Origin of the sequence: Ahrensia sp. 13_GOM-1096m (assembly GCF_000620605.1) — a bacterium.
Classification (GTDB): domain Bacteria; phylum Pseudomonadota; class Alphaproteobacteria; order Rhizobiales; family Rhizobiaceae; genus Ahrensia; species Ahrensia kielensis.
The window spans coordinates 241872-265325 of sequence record NZ_JIAX01000009.1 but is presented as its reverse complement, the minus strand read 5'-3'; the positions used below and the strand labels follow the sequence as shown (position 1 = coordinate 265325).

At 47.8% G+C, this 23454-nt stretch carries 28 protein-coding genes; 16 read left to right on the top strand and 12 right to left on the bottom strand.

Features of this window, described 5'->3' with window-relative positions:
* The first annotated feature begins 46 nt into the window (after window positions 1-46).
* Window positions 47-1324: an O-acetylhomoserine aminocarboxypropyltransferase gene (locus N530_RS0105240; protein WP_018687603.1), complete on the top strand. Its 1278-nt coding sequence runs from the start codon at window positions 47-49 to the stop codon at window positions 1322-1324.
* Between the two features lie 65 nt (window positions 1325-1389).
* On the opposite strand, the gene N530_RS0105235 is transcribed toward N530_RS0105240, so the two are convergent.
* From N530_RS0105235 to N530_RS0105225, 3 genes are all read right to left on the bottom strand, one after another.
* A complete protein-coding gene (locus tag N530_RS0105235; protein ID WP_026479835.1) occupies window positions 1390-1623 on the bottom strand; it encodes a hypothetical protein in 234 nt (77 codons plus the stop codon).
* Between the two features lie 119 nt (window positions 1624-1742).
* Window positions 1743-2921, bottom strand: coding sequence for a MalY/PatB family protein (locus tag N530_RS0105230; RefSeq protein ID WP_026479834.1), 1179 nt, complete (start codon window positions 2919-2921; stop codon window positions 1743-1745).
* Window positions 2922-2938: 17 nt separating this feature from the next.
* Complete coding sequence (locus N530_RS0105225; RefSeq protein ID WP_026479833.1) at window positions 2939-4198, bottom strand: cytochrome P450; 1260 nt, start codon at window positions 4196-4198, stop codon at window positions 2939-2941.
* Between the two features lie 218 nt (window positions 4199-4416).
* On the opposite strand from N530_RS0105225, the gene N530_RS0105220 reads away from it, so the two are divergent.
* Complete coding sequence (locus N530_RS0105220) at window positions 4417-5049, top strand: ATP-dependent Clp protease proteolytic subunit (RefSeq protein ID WP_018687607.1); 633 nt, start codon at window positions 4417-4419, stop codon at window positions 5047-5049.
* Between the two features lie 281 nt (window positions 5050-5330).
* Window positions 5331-6620, top strand: a complete 1290-nt coding sequence (clpX, locus tag N530_RS0105215) for an ATP-dependent Clp protease ATP-binding subunit ClpX (RefSeq protein ID WP_026479832.1) — start codon at window positions 5331-5333, stop codon at window positions 6618-6620.
* Between the two features lie 59 nt (window positions 6621-6679).
* Here the strand turns inward: clpX and N530_RS0105210 are convergent, their stop codons facing one another.
* Window positions 6680-7036, bottom strand: coding sequence for a helix-turn-helix domain-containing protein (locus N530_RS0105210; protein ID WP_026479831.1), 357 nt, complete (start codon window positions 7034-7036; stop codon window positions 6680-6682).
* 95 nt (window positions 7037-7131) lie between these two features.
* On the opposite strand from N530_RS0105210, the gene N530_RS0105205 reads away from it, so the two are divergent.
* Window positions 7132-7419, top strand: coding sequence for a putative quinol monooxygenase (locus N530_RS0105205; protein ID WP_026479830.1), 288 nt, complete (start codon window positions 7132-7134; stop codon window positions 7417-7419).
* Window positions 7420-7456: 37 nt separating this feature from the next.
* Window positions 7457-8470, top strand: a complete 1014-nt coding sequence (locus tag N530_RS0105200) for a zinc-binding alcohol dehydrogenase family protein (RefSeq protein ID WP_026479829.1) — start codon at window positions 7457-7459, stop codon at window positions 8468-8470.
* Between the two features lie 130 nt (window positions 8471-8600).
* On the opposite strand, the gene N530_RS0105195 is transcribed toward N530_RS0105200, so the two are convergent.
* From N530_RS0105195 to N530_RS17460, 3 genes are all read right to left on the bottom strand, one after another.
* Window positions 8601-9212, bottom strand: a complete 612-nt coding sequence (locus N530_RS0105195; RefSeq protein ID WP_026479828.1) for a transglutaminase-like cysteine peptidase — start codon at window positions 9210-9212, stop codon at window positions 8601-8603.
* Between the two features lie 156 nt (window positions 9213-9368).
* The gene (locus tag N530_RS0105190) at window positions 9369-9971 is read right to left on the bottom strand and encodes a PilZ domain-containing protein (RefSeq protein WP_018687613.1); all 603 of its coding nucleotides are present in this window, start codon (window positions 9969-9971) and stop codon (window positions 9369-9371) included.
* Between the two features lie 96 nt (window positions 9972-10067).
* Window positions 10068-10745 carry a PAS domain-containing protein gene (locus tag N530_RS17460; RefSeq protein WP_051540771.1) on the bottom strand — a complete coding sequence of 226 codons (678 nt, stop codon included), beginning with the start codon at window positions 10743-10745 and terminating at the stop codon, window positions 10068-10070.
* 357 nt (window positions 10746-11102) lie between these two features.
* On the opposite strand from N530_RS17460, the gene N530_RS0105175 reads away from it, so the two are divergent.
* Window positions 11103-11819, top strand: a complete 717-nt coding sequence (locus N530_RS0105175; RefSeq protein ID WP_026479826.1) for a rhomboid family intramembrane serine protease — start codon at window positions 11103-11105, stop codon at window positions 11817-11819.
* Between the two features lie 83 nt (window positions 11820-11902).
* Window positions 11903-12334, top strand: a complete 432-nt coding sequence (locus tag N530_RS0105170) for a CBS domain-containing protein (protein ID WP_018687617.1) — start codon at window positions 11903-11905, stop codon at window positions 12332-12334.
* Window positions 12335-12352: 18 nt separating this feature from the next.
* On the opposite strand, the gene hisI is transcribed toward N530_RS0105170, so the two are convergent.
* Together hisI and folE are read right to left on the bottom strand one after the other, a co-directional pair.
* Window positions 12353-12820 carry a phosphoribosyl-AMP cyclohydrolase gene (gene hisI / locus N530_RS0105165; protein ID WP_035266422.1) on the bottom strand — a complete coding sequence of 156 codons (468 nt, stop codon included), beginning with the start codon at window positions 12818-12820 and terminating at the stop codon, window positions 12353-12355.
* A gap of 5 nt (window positions 12821-12825) precedes the next feature.
* Complete coding sequence (gene folE, locus N530_RS0105160) at window positions 12826-13449, bottom strand: GTP cyclohydrolase I FolE (RefSeq protein WP_026479824.1); 624 nt, start codon at window positions 13447-13449, stop codon at window positions 12826-12828.
* A 167-nt stretch (window positions 13450-13616) separates the two neighbouring features.
* Between folE and N530_RS0105155 the strand changes: the two genes are divergently transcribed.
* The 6 genes from N530_RS0105155 (at window position 13617) to N530_RS0105130 (ending at window position 18521) form a co-directional block, all read left to right on the top strand.
* Complete coding sequence (locus N530_RS0105155) at window positions 13617-14060, top strand: iron-sulfur cluster assembly scaffold protein (RefSeq protein ID WP_026479823.1); 444 nt, start codon at window positions 13617-13619, stop codon at window positions 14058-14060.
* Window positions 14060-14341: a membrane protein insertion efficiency factor YidD gene (yidD, locus tag N530_RS17455; protein WP_035266420.1), complete on the top strand. Its 282-nt coding sequence runs from the start codon at window positions 14060-14062 to the stop codon at window positions 14339-14341. The genes N530_RS0105155 and yidD overlap by 1 nt, the downstream gene beginning before the upstream one ends.
* Window positions 14342-14444: 103 nt before the next feature.
* The gene (locus N530_RS0105145) at window positions 14445-14882 is read left to right on the top strand and encodes a universal stress protein (RefSeq protein ID WP_018687622.1); all 438 of its coding nucleotides are present in this window, start codon (window positions 14445-14447) and stop codon (window positions 14880-14882) included.
* A gap of 11 nt (window positions 14883-14893) precedes the next feature.
* The gene (locus N530_RS0105140) at window positions 14894-16447 is read left to right on the top strand and encodes a sodium:alanine symporter family protein (RefSeq protein ID WP_026479822.1); all 1554 of its coding nucleotides are present in this window, start codon (window positions 14894-14896) and stop codon (window positions 16445-16447) included.
* Window positions 16448-16600: 153 nt separating this feature from the next.
* Window positions 16601-18010, top strand: coding sequence for a magnesium transporter (mgtE, locus tag N530_RS0105135; protein WP_026479821.1), 1410 nt, complete (start codon window positions 16601-16603; stop codon window positions 18008-18010).
* Window positions 18011-18134: 124 nt separating this feature from the next.
* Window positions 18135-18521 (top strand): MerR family DNA-binding transcriptional regulator, encoded by a 387-nt coding sequence (locus N530_RS0105130; protein ID WP_018687625.1) that lies wholly within the window; start codon window positions 18135-18137, stop codon window positions 18519-18521.
* 12 nt (window positions 18522-18533) lie between these two features.
* Here N530_RS0105130 and N530_RS0105125 read toward each other — a convergent pair whose 3' ends face one another.
* Genes N530_RS0105125 through N530_RS0105115 form a run of 3 tightly spaced genes read right to left on the bottom strand, consistent with a single transcriptional unit; the run spans window position 18534 to window position 20912 of the window.
* Window positions 18534-19019: an isoprenylcysteine carboxylmethyltransferase family protein gene (locus tag N530_RS0105125; protein WP_026479820.1), complete on the bottom strand. Its 486-nt coding sequence runs from the start codon at window positions 19017-19019 to the stop codon at window positions 18534-18536.
* Complete coding sequence (locus N530_RS17450) at window positions 19006-19995, bottom strand: heparan-alpha-glucosaminide N-acetyltransferase (protein ID WP_051540770.1); 990 nt, start codon at window positions 19993-19995, stop codon at window positions 19006-19008. The genes N530_RS0105125 and N530_RS17450 overlap by 14 nt, the downstream gene beginning before the upstream one ends.
* A complete protein-coding gene (locus N530_RS0105115) occupies window positions 19992-20912 on the bottom strand; it encodes a DMT family transporter (protein WP_026479819.1) in 921 nt (306 codons plus the stop codon). The genes N530_RS17450 and N530_RS0105115 overlap by 4 nt, the downstream gene beginning before the upstream one ends.
* Before the next feature lie 401 nt (window positions 20913-21313).
* Here N530_RS0105115 and N530_RS19010 point away from each other — a divergent pair, with 401 nt between their 5' ends.
* The 3 genes from N530_RS19010 to N530_RS0105105 all read left to right on the top strand — a co-directional run bounded on the left by N530_RS19010 (window position 21314) and on the right by N530_RS0105105 (window position 23441).
* Window positions 21314-21454 (top strand): hypothetical protein, encoded by a 141-nt coding sequence (locus tag N530_RS19010; protein WP_155851920.1) that lies wholly within the window; start codon window positions 21314-21316, stop codon window positions 21452-21454.
* Window positions 21455-21559: 105 nt separating this feature from the next.
* Entirely contained in the window at window positions 21560-22960 is a 1401-nt protein-coding gene (locus N530_RS0105110) for an L-serine ammonia-lyase (protein ID WP_026479818.1), read from the top strand.
* Window positions 22961-23003: 43 nt separating this feature from the next.
* Window positions 23004-23441, top strand: coding sequence for a DUF1489 family protein (locus N530_RS0105105; protein WP_026479817.1), 438 nt, complete (start codon window positions 23004-23006; stop codon window positions 23439-23441).
* Window positions 23442-23454 lie beyond the last annotated feature (13 nt).

Below are 23454 nucleotides of genomic sequence, written 5' to 3'. Positions count from 1 at the left end.
AGCAATTGTTCAATAACGCATACATAAATTTATTTAGGAGATGAATATGGCGCCTCACACACCCGGTTTCGACACACTCGCAATTCATGCTGGCGCATCGCCTGACCCGACGACGGGTGCACGCATTACGCCAATTTATCAGACAACAGCCTATGTTTTCAAAGACACAGACCATGCAGCTAAGCTTTTTGGTTTGCAGGAATTTGGCAATATCTACACACGGTTGATGAACCCAACCACAGCAGTGCTCGAAGAAAAAGTCGCAGCATTGGAAGGCGGTACAGCCGCTCTTGCATGTTCATCTGGTCATGCCGCACAATTGCTGGTTTTCCACACGATCATGAATGCGGGTGATAATTTCATCGCAGCAAACCGGCTTTATGGCGGTTCAATCAACCAGTTTAATCAGGCGTTTAAGAACTTCGATTGGCATGTGCGCTGGGCCGATATGGATGATGTGTCTACGATTGAAAGCCAGATCGATGAGAATACGAAAGCTATTTTCTGCGAAAGCTTGGCGAACCCAGGCGGCATCGTCACCGATCTTGAAGCTGTGTCAGCAGTAGCTAAAAAACATGGCATTCCGCTGATCGTCGATAACACAATGGCAACGCCATATCTTATTCGCCCATTCGAACATGGTGCGGACATTGTTGTTCATTCATTGACTAAATTCATCGGTGGGCACGGCAATTCTATGGGCGGTCTCATCATTGATGGCGGCACATTCGATTGGTCTGCAACAGACAAATACCCGATGCTCTCAAAGCCGCGCACGGAATATGCAGGCGTTGTGTTGCATGAAGCACTTGGCAATATTGCGTTTGCAATCGCTTGCCGCGTGTTGGGTATGCGCGATTTTGGTCCCGTGATCTCTCCGCAAAACTCATTCAATATTTTGACTGGTGCAGAAACCTTGTCCTTGCGTATGCAGCGTCACTGCGACAATGCGCTTGCGGTCGCAAAACACTTGAAATCACATGATAAAGTGTCGTGGGTGCGTTATGCCGGTTTGGAAGATGATCCTTACAACGCATTGCAAAAGAAATATTCGCCAAACGGGGCAGGTGGTGTTTTCACTGTCGGCCTAAAAGGCGGCTATGATGCAGGCGTCAAATTCGTGGAAAGCTTGGAACTAATCTCCCATGTTGCTAACCTTGGCGACACACGCTCGCTTGTTATCCACCCTGCGTCAACAACGCACCGCCAGTTGACGGACGAACAGCGCGAAGCAGCAGGCGCTGGCAATGATGTGGTTCGACTTTCAATTGGTATTGAAAGCGTTGACGATATCATTGCAGATATTGATAAGGCGCTTGGCTAAGCCAGCCTTCAAACAACTTCAAGGCGGGGATAGCCCCGCCTTGGACACGATGAATTCGTTGAGATTTAAGCTTTGCTTTCTTTAAGCGCTACAGCTTCGCTGTCTTCTTCAACGCTAAGCACATGCTGACGTAAGTAAAACTTACGTTTGCCTTCCACATACAGATCCATAAAGACGTTCTCGCCGCTAATGGCAGACATGAGGCCGGGTGTTGAGCCCGGTGTAATTTCACATTTAAGCTGCTTGCCGTCTGTAAATGTTATAATGGCTGGAAGGCGTGATTTTGAACTGCCGAACATATGCGTTTAATCCCTTGCTGACTTGAGCGTGGATGATTAGCGCAAGATTGTTAAAATTCGTGCCTACAAAAATAGCGTATCCGACAAAATCAGATACGCTATCTTGATTGCCATGCTTCCTATTGCATATCACCAAAGGCAGCTTGCATCCGCGCCACGGCATCGATGATTTGTGCGCGTGGGGCAGCAAGGTTAAAGCGCTGCCAGCTTTCGCCGCCTGAGCCAAATGTAGGCCCATTATTGGTGGCAATCTTGGCATCTTTCTCAATGCGCCTTGTAAACTCGGCGCGGTCCATGCCAGTGCCTGAAAAATCAACCCAAGCAAGATAGGTTGCTTCCAAATTCATCGAGCGAATGCCGGGGATGGCATTAATGCCTTCATCAAAAATACGTTTGTTTTCTGATAGATAGGCAAGAAGCGCTTCCAGCCATTCATCGCCGCCATTATAGGCAGCTTCCGTCATGCGAATGCCAAAACTATTGCATGAAATGCCATTGGCTTTCAGCGTTGCGTCGAACTCGCCATGAAGCTTTTTGTCCTCAATAATGACATTGCCGCAATGACCGCCCGCCATGTTGAATGTCTTTGAACTTGCCGTCATCATGACAAGGCGCGATTTGATGTCTTCGCCCATCAAGCTCATGATTGTGTGTTTGGCATCACCGAAAACCAGATCATGGTGAATTTCATCAGACACCAAAAGCAGATCATGCTTGATGCAGAAATCGCAAATTTCTTTTAGTTCGTCTTTTGACCAAACGCGTCCACCCGGATTGTGCGGTGAGCAGAAGATGAGCATTGTCTCATCGCCCTTAAGGCTCTTTTCCAAACCTTCCATATCAAGCACATAGCGCCCATCTTTATCAATCAGAGGGCTTTCATGCACACGGCGACCATTGGCTTCAACAATGCGTGCAAAGGCATGATAAACAGGCGTGAACAGGATAACGGCATCATTGGGCTTAGACCATGTTTGAACACAAAATGCCGTAGCATTAACGAGGCCATGCGTCGTGAAAATCCACGCTGGGTCAATTTTCCAATTATGGTGGCGGTCCATCCAGTTTACGATAGCGTTTTTGTAAGAGGTTTGATCGCCATAATACCCAAAGACGCCGTGATCGACCATTGAGCTCAGCGCATCAAGAACCGATTGCGGTGGCTTAAATTCCATGTCAGCCACCCACATGGCCAAGCCTTCGTCGCTCGCAATGTTATATGTGCTCTCAAGTGCGTCCCATTTGGCGCAATTTGTGCCAATGCGTTTAATCTGTTCGTCAAAGTTTGGGGTGGTCATGAATGCCTCTTTGTCGTCTATGAAATGAGAACTTTATCAAGTCCGTGAAAGTGGAAAATGTCGCGATATTGCGGCGGTGTCGATAGTTTTAAATCCGGTACGCGTTCAAACAATGTACGCAGTCCTATTTGCAACTCAAGCCGCGCGAGCGGTGCCCCAATGCAAAAATGAATGCCAGCGCCGAACGATACATTGCCTTGGAACGAGCGTTCCGGATTAAACTGGTCAGGCGCATCGAACTTGCGTGGGTCGCGATTGGCTGCTCCCAAGAGAAGTCCGATCTGTTGACCTTTTTTCAAAGGAATAGATGCGCCATCGACTTCAAGTGTTAGATCATCAAGGCAATAGCGCGTGAACATGTGCAGCGGCGCGTCATGGCGTATGCACTCTTCGACCGTAGCAATTGTTGAAGCATCACTTTCAAATAGTTTTGAAGGACTTATGCCGCTTTCTAGAATCGTTTTCACAGCATTGCCAAGCTGATGAACCGTTGCTTCATGACCAGCATTAAGCAGCACGACAATCGTTGAAATCAACTCGTCTTCCGTCAATCGGTCACCATCTTCTGTGGCGGCGATGAGCGTTGAGAGCAGATCATCCTTCGGTGCCTGCTTATGCTGCTGAATGTGATGACGCAGAAAATCGGCAAAGTCTTTCGACGCTTTGTCCGCGGCTGCTTCATCGGCAGGCGTTGGGTCCAGCACATACATTTTCACAATGGCGTGCGACCAATCAAGCAATTGCTGGCCAGCATCAACGGGAACACCCAGCAAGCGGCAGATCGTCGTAAGGGGAAGCGGCGTTGCATAATCAGCCAAAAGTTCAGTCTCGCCGCTAAACTTATCCGCAAGTTGCAGGCAAAGGTCTGTAATCTGCGGGCGCAGCAATTCGACCTGCCGTGATACGAAGGCGCGGTTTACCAATTTGCGCAAACGCGTATGGCCGGGCGGCTCAAGCTCTAAAAGTGAATGGCGCTCGACATCATCAAAGTTTTTCAAATGTGCAGGGCGCTCTGGCCAGCCAAGTTCCTCGCGGGTTGCCACATGCAATATTTGTCGTCCAAACCGGCGGTCACGAAACAAAGTATTGACGGCATCAAAACCTGCCAGGCACCAAATGCCATATTCTTCCCAAAAGAAAACCGGATGACCAGCCTCAAACAAGGCGGCATATGCAGCATAGGGGTTCTGAACGAAGGCTGGCTCATGTGGGTCAATGGATACATGGGGGCCGGAGGGCTTCAACGTAATTTTAAGGTAATTTGGGCAGATGGTCATAGCAAATAAATGATGTGAAAGAGGGGTAGGAATGGAATGTATAAACCACCTTTAAACCAAATTCCCATACCTACCTTGCGAAATAGGGGTTTGACACCCTATTTATCAGGAACAGATTTAAATGATTCCCGAAATGTCTATGAAGTCGGGAATTAGAATTATAATTTTGCATTCGCAAAATTAAACATGAATTCAAGCTAACACGCCAAAGGTGATAAATGAGCAATCCAATTGAAACCGCGATGAACCTTGTGCCGATGGTTGTGGAGCAGTCCGCACGCGGTGAACGCGCCTATGATATTTTTTCACGCCTTCTTAAAGAACGTATTATCTTTATCACGGGCCCGATTGAAGACGGCATGGCGACACTCGTATGTGCGCAGCTTCTTTTTCTTGAGGCAGAAAACCCGAAAAAAGAAATCGCAATGTATATCAACTCACCAGGCGGTGTTGTGACTGCTGGCATGGCGATCTATGATACAATGCAGTTCATTAAGCCTGCTGTGTCTACGCTTTGTACAGGGCAGGCAGCGTCCATGGGCTCGTTGCTTCTTGCCGCTGGCGAAAAAGATATGCGCTTTGCATTGCCAAACGCATCAATCATGGTGCACCAGCCATCAGGTGGTTATCAGGGACAGGCAACGGACATTATGATCCACGCCAAGTTCACAGAGCGCTTGAAGCGTCGTTTGAATGAGATCTATGTCAAACACACAGGTCAGGACTACGACACGATTGAAAACGCACTTGAGCGCGATAACTTTATGTCTTCTGATGAAGCACAAAAATTTGGCTTGATCGACAAAGTGATCACGTCACGTGCGGCGATTGAGAGCGAAAGCGCTAAGTAATCGTCTGATTTAACGCATATTGCGTTGTTTTAGACGTGAGTGCGGCAATTGTGACACGCCTTTGCGATTGCGTATTTGCGCAATCGCGTTAAATTTTGGACGCGTTAATGTGTTGGTTACAAGAAGTGTGGTCACATGTTGATACGAATCACGCTGGAAATGTTTTGCGTCCAGTTAAATAGTATCCGTTTACCTTATGATCGGTAATCACGGGACAAATAGCCCCCGAAAGGGCAAAATCCGGCATAGTAGAATATGCTGCGAAACATAGGGACGAATTGATGAGCAAAGTCGGTAATAGTGGTGGTGGAAGTTCAGGCGGAGACGCAAAGAACACACTCTACTGCTCTTTTTGCGGCAAGAGCCAGCATGAAGTGCGTAAACTAATTGCAGGACCAACCGTCTTCATTTGTGATGAATGTGTTGAATTGTGTATGGATATCATCCGCGAGGAAAATAAATCCTCTGTGGCTAAATCGTCCGAAGGTGTGCCAACACCGCAAGAGATTTTGGGTGCGCTTGATGATTATGTCATCGGCCAGCCTTATGCGAAACGCATTCTTTCTGTTGCTGTTCACAACCACTATAAGCGTTTGGCACATGCCGAGAAAAACGATGATGTGGAATTGGCGAAATCTAACATTTTGCTGATCGGCCCAACAGGTTGCGGTAAAACGCTTCTCGCTCAAACGCTAGCGCGTGTGATTGATGTGCCGTTCACAATGGCCGATGCAACCACACTGACAGAAGCTGGTTATGTGGGCGAAGATGTTGAAAACATCATTCTCAAACTGCTTCAGGCATCTGATTATAATGTTGAACGCGCGCAGCGCGGCATCGTTTATATCGATGAGATCGACAAAATTTCTCGTAAGTCTGATAATCCGTCTATTACACGCGATGTATCGGGTGAGGGCGTACAGCAGGCACTCTTGAAGATCATGGAAGGCACTGTTGCTTCCGTGCCGCCGCAAGGTGGCCGTAAGCATCCGCAGCAGGAATTCTTGCAGGTTGATACATCAAACATCCTGTTTATTTCAGGTGGTGCATTTGCGGGTCTAGACCGTATCATTTCCGAGCGCGGTAAAGGTACGTCCATTGGTTTTGCCGCTTCTGTGGAAGCGCCTGATGAGCGCAAGACAGGCGAACTCTTCCGCAAGGTTGAGCCAGAAGATTTGCTACGCTTTGGTTTGATTCCTGAGTTCGTGGGCCGTTTGCCGGTTCTTGCAACATTGGAAGATCTTGATGAAGAAGCGCTTATCCGCATTCTGACCGAGCCAAAAAATGCGATCGTGAAGCAGTATCAGCGTCTCTTCTCTATGGAAGACGTAGAGCTGACATTCCACGAAGATGCTTTGAGCGCAATCGCGCAAAAAGCTATCGAGCGCAAAACAGGTGCTCGTGGTCTTCGCTCTATTATGGAAAGCATTTTGCTGGACACAATGTTCGAATTGCCAGCGATGGAAGGTGTACGCGAAGTCGTTATATCTGACGAAGTTGTTCGCGGCGGTGCGCGCCCACTTTATATTTATGAAGAGCGTGCCGAAGAAGCAGAGAACGCTTCAGCTTAAAGAGCGAGCACTATTAAATTTAAAAACGCCGCAAGCTCATTGAGTTTGCGGCGTTTTTATTATCTGTAACGGCTTCCCCAAGAGCGTAATGCTTCAATCACATCATGCAGTTCGCGGCCTTTATCTGTCAGGCGATACTCCACCTTTGGTGGTACCACAGCAAAGACTTTCCGGTGAACAATGCCGCTAGCTTCTAATTCACGTAGCTGCTTCGTCAGGCTGCGCTGTGTCACGCCAGAAAGGCGGCGGGATAACTCGTTGAAGCGCAGAGTTTCTTGCATCAGGTGGAAGATAATCAAGCCCTTCCATTTACCTGAAATTTGTTCAAGCGCTGCTTCAACGGGGCACCCCTCGCTGCAATCATAATTTTCAAAGCGCTGTGCCGGTAGATGTGTGTGCGTTTCTACAGTATCCATAATGTACCTATATGCATCAATTGTGCGTACTTGTCAGATTGTGTGTAAAGTCTCATATGCATCTAACTTGATTGATTGTCAAAAAAGGAACTGACATGGCACTTACTATTCTGGCCCAAATTACAGCGGTTGCTGGCAGCGAAGATTTGGTACGCACACAGCTTGAGAAGCTCGTGTCGATCACACGCGCAGAGCAGGGCTGTCTGCAATATGATCTACACAGCGATAATGAGAATCCGGGCTTCTTCGTGTTTTATGAAAACTGGGAAAGCCGTGAGCTTTGGCAGCAGCATATGAGTGCGCCGCATTTAGCAGCCTATATGGAGGCAACGGATGGAGCGGTTGCTAATTTCAGTGTCAATGAACTCAGCAAAATAGCTTGATTAAACACCGCAACATTTTGCGGCGATGGAGAATAAAATGAAAGTAATTGGATATTATGAGAGCTTGCCGATTGTCGATGACAAGGCGCTGGTTGAATTGGAAATGGATAAGCCGCAACCAACAGGCCGAGATTTGTTGGTTCGGGTAAAGGCTGTGTCGGTTAATCCGGTTGATTTCAAAATACGTGGCCGCAAGCAATCAGAAAATGATGTTCCTGTTGTTTTAGGCTGGGATGCGGTTGGTGAAGTCGTCGAGACAGGCAGCGATGTGACATTGTTCCAGCCAGGTGATGAGGTTTGGTATGCTGGCGCCATTAATAGGCAGGGTACAAACTCTGAATATCATCTCGTGGATGAACGCATTGTCGGCTCTAAACCTAAATCGGTGACAGATGCAGAAGCCGCTGCCTTGCCATTAACAACGCTGACAGCGCATGAAATGCTGTTTGACCGCTTGCGTGTGAATGATCCTGTTCCAGGCGCTGCACCTGCGGTTTTGATCATTGGCGGGGCAGGCGGTGTTGGTTCAATCGCAATCCAGCTGCTGCGTGCTTTGACGGATCTTACCGTTATAGCAACGGCATCACGCCCCGAAACAATGGACTGGGTCAAAGAGTTGGGTGCGCACCATGTGATTGACCACAGCAAGCCGTTGGCTGCACAGATCGAAGCCTTGGACATAGGTCAGCCCGGTTTTGTATTCTCGACAAATTATTCGGGTAGCTATGCCGCACAAGTTGGAGAGCTGATCGCACCGCAGGGGCGATTTGGATTGATTGATGATCCAGAAAGCTTCGATATTATGCCGTTCAAAGGCAAAGCCGTGTCGATACATTGGGAAATGATGTTTACGCGCTCGCTGTTTGAAACAGATGATATGCAGCGGCAGGGCGATATATTGAACGAAGTTGCCGCATTGCTTGATGACGGTAAAATCCGCTCAACGGCGACAGAGACACTTGGCATAATCAATGCAGAAAATTTGAAACGCGCCCATGCTATTCTTGAAAGCGGAAAAGCGCGGGGCAAACTTGTGCTCGAAGGCTTTTAGAACAAAGCTTGTTAGCGAATAAAAATAAGGCCGATCTTCAATTAAGAAGATCGGCCGTTGCCCAAGTCTGGGGATGGATGATGGGACTCGACCCGGGCAAACTCAAATTAACAGTGTTGCTATTTACACGTCAGTTCCGTGCGATACGGCTTCGGTTGTCTTCGATTGTTACCCAGCGACCAGCATGCTCAGTCGATTGCCGCTTTAGGTATTCATAAGGTGTGTCACGCCAATCATCGATACGGCCGACAAGGTTATCAAGAATGAAGTCACCGCGATCGGTGCGTACAGTCAAAACGGCATGACCTTCGCCATTGGGTTGTTTGACCACGGTAATCAAAAGATTGCCCGGATTAATGCCAGCCTTAATCAGTTTGATGCGTTTCAAAAGAACATAGTCTTCGCAATCGCCAACATTTGTTGGGTATGACCAAACTTCCATTTTGCCCCAGATTTCAAGATCTGTAAGCGGGGCGACAGTCGTGTTCACGTGATTGTTTACATCGACAATTTTAGCCCAGCTCGCACGCGTCAATTGATGCGGTGCTATGTTGCGGCCTGTGCGTTGGCATTCAACGGGGGCAGCTTTACAAAACTCATTGTGGCCAATTGGCTGTGTGGTAAAATTCGTCGTTTTCATGCTGAGCGCATAGGCACTGCCGCTCGATGCCATAATGGTACACAGTGCAGCGCCGAATGCGGAAGCTAAAAACTTAATCGCTGATTTTTTAATTGTTGTCATGTCCATCTCCTGTGGGATGAACACTGACAGCAAGAGTTTTAAATCAGCCGAATTCTGGCGTGTAAATTTGAGGCAAATTCTGTGAAATTACGTGTAAAATTCAAAGTATTTTTTGCGTATTCTCAGCAACATATTGTTTTTGCTGATATAAATTGCCTAGTTTAGGTAATCTGAGAGGCTTTCACGTCGCTGAATTACTGCAAATTCAATTGCGATTCCGTCTTCAAAATGACGAACAACCTGCCCACGCATATTGCCAAGTGTCACAGCCGAGCCCAATGCAGGTCTTACTTTCAACTCTATAGCTGCGCCGGACAGAGACAAATCAATGATACGGCAGCGATATTGACGCCCATCTGGAAGCGACAACACAACAGCTTGTTTCTGTGGCACGATACGTTCGTGGCGACGATCTTCAGGAAGAGCAAGCTCATGCTTGTTGGCAAGCCAAGTAAGCTGCGCGGCAAGTTTTTCGCGCTTACGTGCTGTCGAGGTCAACTCAATCGCAAAGCCAACGTCTGTAATGCGGGTAATTTTACCTTCGATGCGACCAACATGATCGATATAGGCGACGACACGTTCTCCGATTTCACCAACTTTGTTGCATATGAATGCTGCGCTGCCCGGTGACATGTTGCAAATCTTGCACTCATGTTCTGAACGGTCCTGCAACATATAGCGGCCAATTAAATTAACATCGACGCGCTGAAACTGGCGTCTAGTTAGGTCAATCTCAGCTGCATTTGGGGCAAAGCTCATCGGTTTTTCCACGAGTCTAATAAATAGTCCCCTTAGAATGAGGCATCGAGGTTAACAACAGGTAAGCCGCGGGCTTAAATTTTTATATATTGTTGATCATGATCGCCCGCCAGGCAGGATAACTAAATTTGGCTTTTGTAATCGGGTAGCAACGCGCGGCGCTTGTTTCGCGCCAAGCATTGCTCCGCCCTGTAAAACGGCGAATTTGCTACTTGATTGAAAGGGCTGCGGTGCCGCTTTACGTTGCGACAAAGCGACTGCAGGACGGTTATGAAGCGATATAAGCTCTTTTCCCGCATCAATAATCCGCAAGTTTGAAATGGTGAGGCTCATCAAAGCTTCTGCGCCGATCCAATAGGGCATGTCCATTGTGTGCAAGCAGCCAAGAATACGGGGCTCTTCATCCATCATCGGTAAAAGCAGCGCTTCAATCTGAACAGATCGCCCGCGCTCAGATGTGCCATCTAATTGAAGCACAACGGCAACCATCTCTGTTTGTAACGACGATAGGGTGCGGCGCATGAGGTTGCGGTCATCCTGATCTAACAGATGGTCAAAGGGCTTGCCCTTCAACTCTTCGCTAAAGAGCAAGCATAATGCAGTGCCTGCGAGGCGAAATACCATCTGTCCAGTGTCGTCTTGATGAAGAATAAAGGTCGACGGTAATATGGATGATATTGCAGCCGGCGCAATTTCAGATCGCAAGGGTGCTGTGCGGTTGCCTTTGACGGCATTCCAATAATCAAACAACTGCGTTGTGCCATTGTGAAGCATCGCTATCAGTTTCCCATTTATCTGTTTCAACTGTTGCAAGACGGGACATATGACGTGCCTTGCAGCTCTCTTGAGACAGGCGTTGCACGAAGCGGGCCAAAGCAGGGGCGATAAATGGAAAAGATTTGTTAACCTTAACAAGCTGTTTCGTTTGATAGCCGTTCGTTAATATGGCATTAATAAACCAACTTGGAGCCACTCGTTCCAAACAGCACAAATTTAGGGGTGAGCAGGGACTCGTCTCAACGGCCATTGATGGAAACATCAGTGGCCATTTTTTTATGCCCTATAGGTGCTGGCAAAAATGCCCATTGATATTATGTAGGGATGTAACAATCATACGAACTGCAGGTGCCTATGGAAAATCTACCCGTCGACAATGAGCTTGCCGAGGAAAAGCCGCGCGAGCCTATATTCAACTTACCTGCGATTTTGGTGGTGTTCGTTGTTATTTGTGTCGGCATGCACATTTTGCGCAATTCGGTTTTTTCGCAGCAGCTTGCTGAATGGGTGTTCGTCACCTTTGCCTATTTCCCAATACGCTTCACGCCAGAGTTTTTCACGTTAGATTTACCGACGTTGATTTCGCCAGTTGGGCACACTTTCCTGCATGGTGATTGGACCCATTTGGGCATGAATATGGTTTGGCTTGTTGCCTTTGGTGCGCCCGTTGCTTACCGGCTTGGCGCGCTGCGCTCTATTTTGTTCTGGATACTGACTGCACTTGGCGCGGTGATATTACACACGATTATTTATTACGGCGATACGGTGCCGTTGATTGGTGCATCGGGTGCTGTCTCTGGATTTTTAGGCGGTGCTGCGCGTTTCGGATTTAAAGCCAATCGGCGCAACCCACGTGCTGGCCTTGCGGGGCCGCTCTATGGTCCATTAGATTCGCTTCGCCAACGCGGCGTTATTCCGTTCTTGGCCATATGGATGGTTCTAAACTTTGCTTTCGGGTCAGATGTTCTTGGGCTTAGCGGCGGCGCATCCATTGCATGGGAGGCCCATATAGGCGGGCTTATCGCAGGATTTTTCGCCATCGGTTATCTGGATACAAAGCGCCATAAGTAAAGAAAGCAGTATAGCGTCTTGTCAAACATGCCGTTTGTGTACATCATTTCTTTCTAGATGGTTTTTTGTAGGAGGAATGAACGATGACAGCTTCACGCATATTGGAAGTTAAAGGTTCGGAAGTCTTTACCTTGCCGCCTGAAACAACGACCATGGACGCGGTAAAATCACTGCGTGAGCATAAGATTGGTGCCTTAATCGTATCGTCTGGAAATGGCAGTATTGATGGCATTTTGTCGGAGCGTGATGTGGTGCGTGCAATCGCCAATCATGGCGCAGAAGCACTAGACAGTGCCATATCAACGCACATGACAAAAAACGTTGTGACATGTGCAGAAAGTACCAACATTGCAGAACTCATGGAACTGATGACGAAAGGCCGTTTTAGGCACGTTCCAGTTGCACGAGATGGAAAACTGGTCGGCATTATTTCAATCGGTGATGTTGTTAAACGCCGCATTGCTGCTGTTGAAGCCGAAGCAGAAGAAATTAAATCTTATATTGCTTCCGTTTAATACGGCGCATATTTGGCGTTATTTATAGACCTTTGACGGGTCAAAACGCGGTTGGTCTTTCTCATCAAAAGAAAGAACAACTTTCCCGTCATCGGCTACTTTTAAGCTTCTGTAAAAACAGCTTTTTCGGCCCGTATGGCAATTTGCACCACTATCTTGCGTGCGCACGCGCATCATGACCACATCTTGGTCGCAGTCGGTGCGTATTTCTGCGATGATCTGCACATTGCCAGATGTTTCGCCTTTTTTCCAAAGTGCATTGCGTGAGCGTGACCAATAATGGGCGATGCCCGTTTGCAAGCTGAGTTTCAGCGCTTCTGCATTCATATATGCCACCATCAATATGGTGTTGTCTTCCGCATCCACAGCGATTGCCGTGATAAGTCCAGCCTCATTAAAACGCGGGCGAAACAAGTCGCCTGAATCCAATTCTTGCTTGGAGACATCAGCAGAGGCGAAAACAATTTGTGACACGGGCAAACTCATAGATTTTACTGACGTAACATTTCGAGGAAGCGATATTGGTGTTCCGGCTTATCAAACTCACCGGTAAACCGTGTTGTTATTGTCGTTGAGCCTTGCTTGCGAACGCCGCGCATAGCCATGCACATATGTTCAGCTTCAATCATCACGGCAACACCGCGCGGTGCGAGCGTTTCATCAATTGATGTGGCGATTTGGGCTGTCATTGTTTCTTGCGTTTGCAAACGGTGCGCAAAAATATCAACGACGCGTGCAATCTTTGAAAGACCAAGAACGCGTTCATCCGGCAAATACGCAACATGCGCTTTGCCGATGATAGGCACCATGTGGTGTTCGCAATGTGAGTGGAAGTGAATGTCTTTGACCAGCACAACATCATTGTAACCGGCGACTTCCTCAAAGGTTCTACCCAGAACCTCAGAAGGGTCAGCATTATAGCCGCCAAACAGTTCGCCATAAGCTTTCACAACGCGTTTGGGCGTATCAAGCAGGCCTTCACGTGTAATATCTTCACCTATCCAGCGCAGGAGTGTGCGTACTGCTTCTTCCGCTTCAGCCTGAGTTGGTTTCGTGTTGTTATTATCCAACATAGTATTTTCCTTGCCTGGCAGCTTATTCACAATGGCATCCACGGCTCGTCTCCAACAAAAGGCATCAAACAGACTCAGCTAGCGCTAGAGGTCTTATTTCATAAACACTGCGGTTTCGCGACCTTGCAGATCGCTCTTTCAAACACCTATATAGAATGCGAACGGTGGATTGCCACTTTATTTAAGTAACTTTTTGACGCGGTCTGAACATGATTGATGATGTATATAATTCCAAGTTGCTTGAATATGCAGGTAATATTTGCCGTGTTGGCACACTAGAAAGCCCTGATGCAACTGCAAAAGCGCATTCAAAACTTTGTGGCTCGACGATTTCTATTGATTTGAAGATGGACGACGATGTTGTTTCTGATTTTGCGCAGATTGTTAAGGCTTGCGCACTTGGCCAATCAGCAGCATCAATTGTTGCCTCTAATATCATTGGTGCCAAAGCGCAGGAATTGCGCGACACGCGTAGCCAAATGATTCAGATGCTCAAAGAAGAGGGTGAGCCGCCTCAGGGGCGTTTTGCAGAGCTCAAATATCTGCAGCCGGTCAAAGATTATAAGGCGCGCCATGCATCAACATTGCTTGTCTTTGACGCTATTGTTGATGCAATCGATCAGATTGAGCGCCAAAAGGAACCGGCTGCATAATGTGCGCCAACCATAAAAAACAACCCGATTCTCGCAATTGGCAGGGTAAATGGCGCCGCACACCGGGGCGGTTGCTTGGCACAGGCTTTATTCGGCTTTATCAGCTCACCCTGTCTGGATTTATTGGTAATACGTGCCGCCATATACCGACGTGTTCTGAATATGGCTATGAAGCTATTGCGCGCCACGGCTTGTTTCGTGGTGGTTGGCTGACTTTTCGGCGTGTCATACGGTGCGGCCCCGGCGGTACAAGTGGCATTGACAATGTGCCGATAGAATAAATCTATCAACAGCCTAAATTAGTACTTGTTGCTGCTTATTATTATTTGTGTTTCACTCTTAAAATCCATCAAGGGGGATGGATGTTTTAGGGAGGAATATTAAATGACGACGAAACTTGTGGTTGGCCTAGATGGTCACGAAACAGGTGAACGAGCGTTGGCATATGCACAGAATCTAGCAGGCCTTATTGGCGATTGTGAAATTCTGGTTGCTTATATCATCGAATGGTCACCCTATTCATTTCAAACAGCTGAAGAAAATGCAGTGCGGCACAAGCGCCGTGAAGAAGAAATTTCGACTGCAAAAGAACGCATTATAAATCCAGCGATTAAGAAATTATCAGATGCAGGGGTGAAAACCGAAGGTATCGTTCGTCACGGCGATGTAGCCACTGCACTGAATGACATTTCAAAAGAAAATAATGCGCAACAAATCGTCGTCGCGCGCTCATCTGCAGGCGGCTTTACGAAGCGTATTTTCGGCAGTGCAACTTCTAACCTTGTCATGAGCGCTAGCGTTCCTGTCACTGTTGTGGCGTAGGGGGCGATAATATGAAAAAAATTCAAACAATTTTGTTTTCGCAAGTTGCGGCAGCCGCAGCGGCTTCAACAGCTTACGCGCAAGAAGTCGTAACACTTGACCAAAAGGTCAATGAGGTTTTTGCCACTGTAACAGGACCATTTGTAAATCTGATCTTTGCACCATTTCCGGGCACAACTTTCCCATGGATTGTGCTTTGGCTTGTGGTCGCGGCGTCAATTTTCACGCTTTACTTTGGTTTTGTGCAGTTCCGGTTTTTTGGCCATGCGATCAAATTGGTAAAAGGCGATTATTCTGACCCAAATGATGCAGGTGAAGTCAGTCATTTTCAGGCCCTTGCAACAGCGCTTTCGGGTACTGTTGGGCTAGGTAATATTGCCGGTGTTGCTGTTGCTGTCGGTATAGGCGGCCCAGGAGCGACATTCTGGATGATCTTAGCGGGTCTTTTGGGTATGGCGTCCAAGTTTACCGAATGTACGCTTGGTGTGAAATACCGAAATGAATATCCCGACGGCACCGTTTCTGGTGGCCCTATGTACTATATGTCAAAGGGCTTTGATGAACTTGGCCTACCGGGTGGTAAAATACTGGCGATTGTATTTTCAATCTTCTGTATTCTCGGCGCTTTGGGCGGCGGCAATATGTTCCAAGCCAATCAGGCTCATGCGCAGATTTCCGGTATCGTAGGAGATTATCCAGGTTGGATTACCGGTGTAATATTCGCAGTTATCGTGTTTGCTGTGATTGTCGGCGGCATTAAGTCGATTGCGAACGTGACTGAGAAGATCGTACCATTTATGGGCGTTCTTTATGTTGGCGCCGCATTGATAATCTTGATTGTCAATTATGACAAAATCGGTTGGGCATTTGGCCAGATTTTTGAAGGTGCATTTACAGGACTTGGTATTGCGGGCGGCTTTGTAGGCGCTTTGATCCAAGGTTTCAAACGTGCAGCCTTTTCAAACGAAGCGGGTGTTGGTTCAGCGGCGATTGCGCACTCTGCTGTTCGCACAAATGAGCCAATTACAGAAGGCTTCGTTTCACTGCTTGAGCCACTGATTGACACTGTTGTTATTTGTACAATGACAGCTTTGGTTATCACAATTTCTGGTCAGTTGATTATGGATCCGGCCACAGGCCAATTCGTTCTCAATGAAGCAGGAAACGCGATTGCAACGGTAGGTGACAATTCTGGTGTCGCATTAACATCAGCGGCTTTCGGCGCGTCAATCTCTTGGTTCCCATATGTTTTGGCTGTGGCCGTTGTGCTCTTTGCCTTTTCAACCATGATTTCTTGGTCTTATTACGGATTGAAAGCTTGGACCTATCTGTTCGGTGAAGGCAAAATGCAGGAGCTTAGTTTCAAAACAATCTTCTGTATCTTTATTATCATCGGTGCTGCGGCCAGCCTTGGCCCCGTTATTGACTTCTCTGATGCCGCGATCTTCGCAATGGCGGTCGTGAACATCTTTGCTTTATACTTCCTCATGAAGCTCGTGAAGAAAGAGCTTAAGTCTTACAGCGCTCGTTTGGCGTCTGGTGAGATCAAGAAGTTTAAACACTAAATAATTGTGGAGGCATTTATATAAATGCCTCCACTTTGAATTTTTTTTAAAAGACTTGTCATCAATACATTTGCATTTAGCGCTCCGTCATATAACTCTTAAAGAAAGCCAATAAGGCTTCAATCCTTATAGAGTTAAGTGCGATAATCTTTGATGTCAGAAACAGAAAACATCCGTGAAGCGCAAACCGCGACTTCTGACGGCACCGAAATTTACGGTGACGACGGTGTTATTCGCGCGGACGTCATCGAACAAATCTCGAATGCCATCGAGGCAAGTGATGTCGAGCAACTTCAACGCACAGTCGAAAATCTTCACGAATCTGAACTTGGCGACCTGATTGAAGCTTTGGAGCCAAATGAGCGCCAAGAGTTTGTTGCGCTTTTGGGTGATCAGTTTGATTTCTCGTCGCTAACGGAAGTGGACGAAGCGATCCGTATGGATATCGTGACCGTCCTGCCGAATGAACAGATTGCGCTTGCTGTGCGCGAGATGGATACCGATGACGCCGTCTATATCCTTGAGGATATGGAGGAGGAGGATCAGGCCGACATTTTGGCTAAAATCCCGTTTACCGAGCGTATCAGGCTGCGCCGTTCTTTGGATTATCCTGAAGAATCAGCTGGCCGCCGTATGCAATCTGAGTTTGTTGCTGTGCCGCCTTATTGGACGGTTGGCCAAACGATTGATTATCTGCGCGATACCGATGATCTGCCCGATAGCTTCTCACAGCTTTACGTTATTGACCCGACATTCCGCCTCGTGGGCGCGGTTGATTTGGATAGCGTTTTGCGAGCAGGGCGCGATGTGCGCGTCGAAGACATTCAGCGCGAAACACGCCACGCTATTCCTGCCGAGATGGATCAGGAAGAGGCTGCACAAATATTTGAGCAATATGACTTGCTGTCTGCTGCGGTTGTCGATGAAAACGACCGGCTGGTCGGTGTGCTTACAATTGACGATGTCGTTGATGTTATCCAGCAGGAAGCAGAAGAAGACTTTAAACGCCTAGCTGGTGTTGGCGACGAAGAACTGTCCGATAATGTCATATCGACCACACGCTCGCGCTTTGTTTGGCTGCTTGTCAATTTGGCAACTGCAATCATCGCGTCTTACATCATTGGCATGTTTGACGCGACAATTGAACAAATGGTCGCCTTAGCGGTTCTCATGCCGATCGTCGCCTCTATGGGCGGTAATGCGGGCACGCAAACAATGACGGTTGCTGTGCGCGCTCTGGCAACCAAAGATATCGATATCTATAACTCAGGGCGTATCATTCGCCGTGAATTAACCGTTGGCCTCATAAACGGCATGTTATTTGCGATATTGATTGGACTGATGGCGTCTGCTTGGTTTGGCAATGTGCCGTTGGGGCTGGTGATCGCAGCGGCCATGATAATCAATATGATTTGCGCCGCTCTTGCGGGTATTCTCATTCCTCTCATGCTTGCAAAAATGGACATTGATCCAGCCAGTGCATCCAGTGTATTTGTGACGACCGTTACCGATGTTATTGGCTTCTTTGCCTTTTTGGGGCTGGCTGCGGTATTCCTTGTTTAAATAGTGCATTAATTAAACTGTAGTTTATTTGACCAATAGGTCATATATTAATTGACTTTTACGTAAGAATTTTATCTAGTCGTTCGCAAATAGGGGAATGTCTCCGACATGGGAGGCACATATTATGCGCGAATTTTATACCATTACAGAACTGACACGCGAGTTTGAAATCTCGACCCGCACTTTACGGTTCTATGAAGATGAGGGGCTCATCGCTCCGGTACGGCGCGGGCGCACGCGCCTTTTTCGCCCTGCGGACCGCTTGCTCGTTAAGCAAATTATGCGCGGTAAGCGTCTTGGATTTTCAATCGCTGAAATTCGAGACATTATTCAGATGTATAAAGCGCCTCAAGGTGAGGCGGGCCAATTGCAGAAAATTGTAGACCGCGTTGAAGAAAAGCGCGGCGAACTACGGCAAAAGCGCAAAGACATTGAAGAAACATTGGCCGAGCTTGATGCTGTAGAAGAAGCATGCGTCAACCGTTTGGCAGAGATGCGTGTTACATCCTGATCTCTCTTCAAGTCAAACCCAGCGATTGACCTTCTTTTTATAGGTTCTGAACGCGTTGCCGAAGCGCGATTCTAAATGCTTTTCCTCGCGATCAATCGCCAATTTGCGCGTTGCGAATGCTGCTACTGGCGCGAGTAATAAATGCCAGAATGTGCCGAAAGTCAGACCAAGGCCAATGATGAGCATGATATTGGCAACATAAATTGGGTTTCTGCTGAACGCGAAAATACCCTTGGTCAACAATTTATCAGCGCCGCGATTGGGCAAAATGGCTGTTTGGTGCTTTCTCATCAAACGCATTGCAGAAACATCAATCAACAATGCCAGCACGATAAGCATAAGGCCAAGGCCAAAGAGCAATTCGCCCAAAATGGTGCGTGGAAATCCAAGCGGTACAAGTCCGGATAAAATAAAGCCAATCGCGATTGTGCACACTAAAACTATCGGTGGCCAAGGAATGGTATTTGGGCGGTCCTTGTAATTATTATCCGTTGTCATTTGTTGCGTCCTCTTGCGGTATGGCTAGCATATCCAAGCTGCAAGCTTGCGAGATAGCAAGGGGTTCTTCCTCGGTAAATTTGATTGTGCCGTTCATAAGGGGCGTAAACAGGTCGACCGCGGCAAGATCTGCTTCAACACAGCCACAATAGAATGTGCAGCGCGCTTCACCATATTGCATCATGCAGGTCTGCTGGCAGTTGCTTTGAAAATCGGCGCTAAGCCGCGCCGGGTCAATTTGCGCAGGCATAACAAGCGAAAAAAGATATATCAGCGCGATAAGAATAGGCTGGTGTATGAGATAAAAAATCAGGCTGTGACGACCAATATAGGCCAGAAACCGGCCAAGCCAAGTGTGTGAAAACCTTGCAAACGGGTTCGTAAATAGTTGTTCGCGCTGAAACAGAAACGCGCCGATACCCATGCCGATAAGAACGACACCAAACCACGGAAATACAGGCACATAATCATTAGAACGCACGGTTTCATTGGCAAGACCTGTCCATGCCATATGCAGACCGCTCAGTGCATCCAAGCGCAAATAGGGCGCAGCACCAATCCAAACGGCACCCAATATGATGAGCGCTGGCCATGGCAGCCGTAAGAACAATAATCCGGCAAGGCTCGCGAATGCGATCTGGTGCAGAATGCCGAAGAAGATAAACGCGTCCGGTGTCGCAAAATACGTTGCGATTGTAATGATCAATGCAGCGCCTGCAACTTTCGCCCAGCGCTTCCAAAAACCTTGCCAGCCTATGCCCTTGCTGTGGGCGAGTATTAGCCCGACGCCAACCAAAATTAGAAATGATGAGGCAATGCTGCGGGCAAAATATTTCCATGCGCCTTCATTCACGAGTTCGGGCGCGACATAATTGAAGAACGCTAAATCCCAGCCGAAGTGATAAATTGCCATCGCCACCAAGGCGATACCGCGCAAAACATCAAGAAAGGGAAGTCTTGTTTTGTGTTGCTTCATGAAACGGCCTCTTTATCGATCTTTTCGCCCTTTGGGCCGCCAGATTTGGCAATGAACAGGCCTATGAGCACTAAGGCCAGCGCAATCAGAATTTGTGGCCTTAAAGGCTCGCCGAGAATTAAAAACCCAAGGAAAATACCAAAAACGGGTATCAAATTAATTGACATGGAAAAGGTGGAATATCCAACTTTATTGATGAGATAGAACCGGATGATATAGGCAACGCCGGTTGGTAAAACGCCGAGGAAAATAAGCGCCATCATGGCGTATGACGAAGGCATGGCGCTTATTGGATCGGCAAATAGAAGTGCGAGCGGAAACAAAATAACCGTGCCAATTAACAAGGCTAGAAAAGCCAAACGTGTCGGCGGCATATCAATTTTGCGGATAAGAACACCTGCCGTTACATAACACAAAGAGCCGCCAAGCGCTGCCAGTTGTCCAAGAATATTGCTGTCGCCCATTTGGCTTAGCGCATCAGCGCCAACAATCGTCAAAACACCAACAAACCCAAAAAGCACACCGATTGCTTTGCGCATATTGATTTTGTCATCATTGGTGAAAAAATGACCAGATACCAATGCTAGAAAAGGGCCGACACCCATCAAAAGTGAGGTCACGCCTGCATCAATCGTCAGTTCTGCCCACGAAATGAGGAAAAATGGAATGACGACATTAAGAATAGCCATTGCGATAATCAGCGTCCACATTCTTGACGAACTCGGCAGCGCCATACCGCGATAAATCGCATAGGGCGCTAAAACAAGCGCGCCAATGCCAACGCGAATGGCGGCAAGCCAGAGAGGCCCAACTTCTGGCACGGCAATTTTAATGGCTATGAAAGCCATTGCCCAAATGATCGCGACAAAAAGAAGGAGAGCAAGGTCCGCAGGCGAGGCTTTTCGAATCGGGTTCATGTGAGGCTTCTTCCTAGGGTTGCTCATACGGTGGACGGAATCATCAATGAGACCCTAGACCATTCTTAATCGCTACGTGAAAGCCAAAACGTTAGAGTTTTAGGAGCGGTATAAATATCTAAATTTGTGACGTTTTTTGATTTCAAGTTGGTTTTCCACTCTATTTCACAGGCGTCACCTAGAGTGCCAATTGTGATGTTAATAGATATTAAGCGTTCTTATCTATTTAAGTGATTGAAATGTCGGGCTTTGTTTTCTTCTATGCTTTCGGTGCATATCAGCCATTCACGGCGTTAATAGTTTTTTAACTTGCGTCCCCAGATACACCGGCCTATACGCCGTCTTCACGACAGCTGTTCAAACAGCTCGTTGGGTTTAAATTAATTATGGGCAAAGTTCATATGGAAGATCACGTAGAGAAGCCTTGCTGGAACATTACCGCTTGGGCTCTTGGTATTTTCGTCGTGTTGGTTTGTATCATCGCTATGTTGAGTGGCTCAGGCCCTGAACTAGCTTCAAACACAGTTCAACCGGTTTCTTAAATCCGGTATTTCTCTTTTATGTCGCGCTTCTGACAGCACATGTCGACAAAGAGCGAAACTTCTAGCAAGCTTGGTTTAAGTTAGTACGACAACCGGAGTTTGTTTATGTTTCTGTCCGTCTTTGACCTCTACAAAATTGGTATTGGGCCCAGCTCATCGCATACGATGGGGCCGATGACGGCTGCCGCGCGATTCTTGGAAGAAATACTTTCCGGCAACTGGCCCAAACCACAAGCCTCAGAAATCAAGCGTCTTGGTGCATCCCTGCATGGCTCATTGGCTTTCACTGGTGTTGGCCATGCGACAGACCGCGCTGTTATGCTGGGCTTGGCTGGCTATTTGCCCGCCGAAATCGATCCCAACAAAATTGATGAAATCATTTCTGCCATCAAAGAGACAGGGCAAGTTACACCAGAAGGTCATCCTGCTTACGATTTTGATCCAAAAATCGATCTTGTTTTCGACAAGAAACAAGCCTTGCCAGGCCATGCGAACGGACTTTCCTTTAGCGCCTATGATGGTGAAGGACGCACATTATTGCGGCGCGTCTATTATTCTGTAGGCGGCGGGTTCGTAGTCACAGAAGAAGAATTGGCGCGGCTTGATAATATCGCCACGCCAGAACCAGCACCCGATGTACCTTTTCCCTTCAAAACAGCCGATGAAATGATGGCCATGGCTAAAAAGTCAGGCAAATCCATCGCGGCGATGAAACGCGATAATGAGCTTTGCCGTATCAGTGAGACTGAATTAAACGCCAAGCTGGATGGTATCTGGTCTGCGATGGATGGCTGCATTGAGCGCGGTATGAATGAAAGCGGTATTTTGCCCGGTGGATTAAAAGTGCGCCGCCGCGCTGCACAATTGGCCGAGCGCTTGGACGAAAGACGCTTGTCGAACAAGTTTAACCCGCTGGAAGCAAATGACTGGCTGAATGTTTACGCAATGGCGGTCAATGAAGAAAATGCGGCCGGTGGCCGTGTTGTCACCGCGCCAACCAATGGGGCGGCCGGTGTTGTTCCTTCTGTGTTGAAGTTCATCACAAAGTTCCATGATAATATTAAACCGGAAGATATTCGCACATTCTTGCTTACTTCGGCGGCCATTGGCGGCTTGATAAAGCACAATGCGTCGATTTCGGGTGCAGAGGTCGGTTGTCAGGGCGAAGTGGGGTCTGCTTCTGCAATGGCCGCAGCCGGAATTGCTGCGATTATGGGCGGCACGCCAGAACAAATCGAAAATGCTGCTGAAATTGCCTTAGAACATCACCTCGGCATGACCTGTGATCCGGTCGCAGGGCTCGTGCAAGTGCCATGCATTGAACGCAACGGCCTTGGCGCGGTAAAAGCGGTAACGGCCGCATCTTTGGCATTGATGGGCGACGGCGAACATATCGTGTCGCTTGACACTTGCGTTGAAACAATGCGCCAAACAGGCCGCGATATGGATGAGAAATACAAAGAAACCAGTCAGGGCGGTTTGGCTGTGAATGTTGTGGCTTGTTAAAGCGCACCATTGATTTCTGCAGGCAGATGTCCATTTTAAACATATGGCCTTAAATCTGATAAAATTATGCGTCGGCGTGGAAACTGTTGACGATTTGGCGCAGTCGATCGAACGCCGTAAAAAGCGTTTGAGCAGCGTTAAGCAACCGCTTGAAATTGTGCATACGACACGTATGGCACCAAAGCGCGCAGATGAAATCATCGGCGCGGGATCGCTCTATTGGGTAATCAAGGGCCGCGTGCAGTGCAGACAAGAGATTATTGATCTGCGCACCTATAATGACAGCCAAGGCATTTCGCGCTGCGATATTGTGATGAAGCCTGAACTTGTGCTCACCGCCCACCAACCAAAGCGTCCTTTTCAAGGGTGGCGATATTTCAAAGCAGAAGATACGCCGCGCGATTTAGGTGCTGGAGAAGCTGAAATTTCAGATATGCCAGAAGAGATGCGCGCTGAATTAGCAGGCCTTGGCCTGATTTAGCTTGCATAAGTAA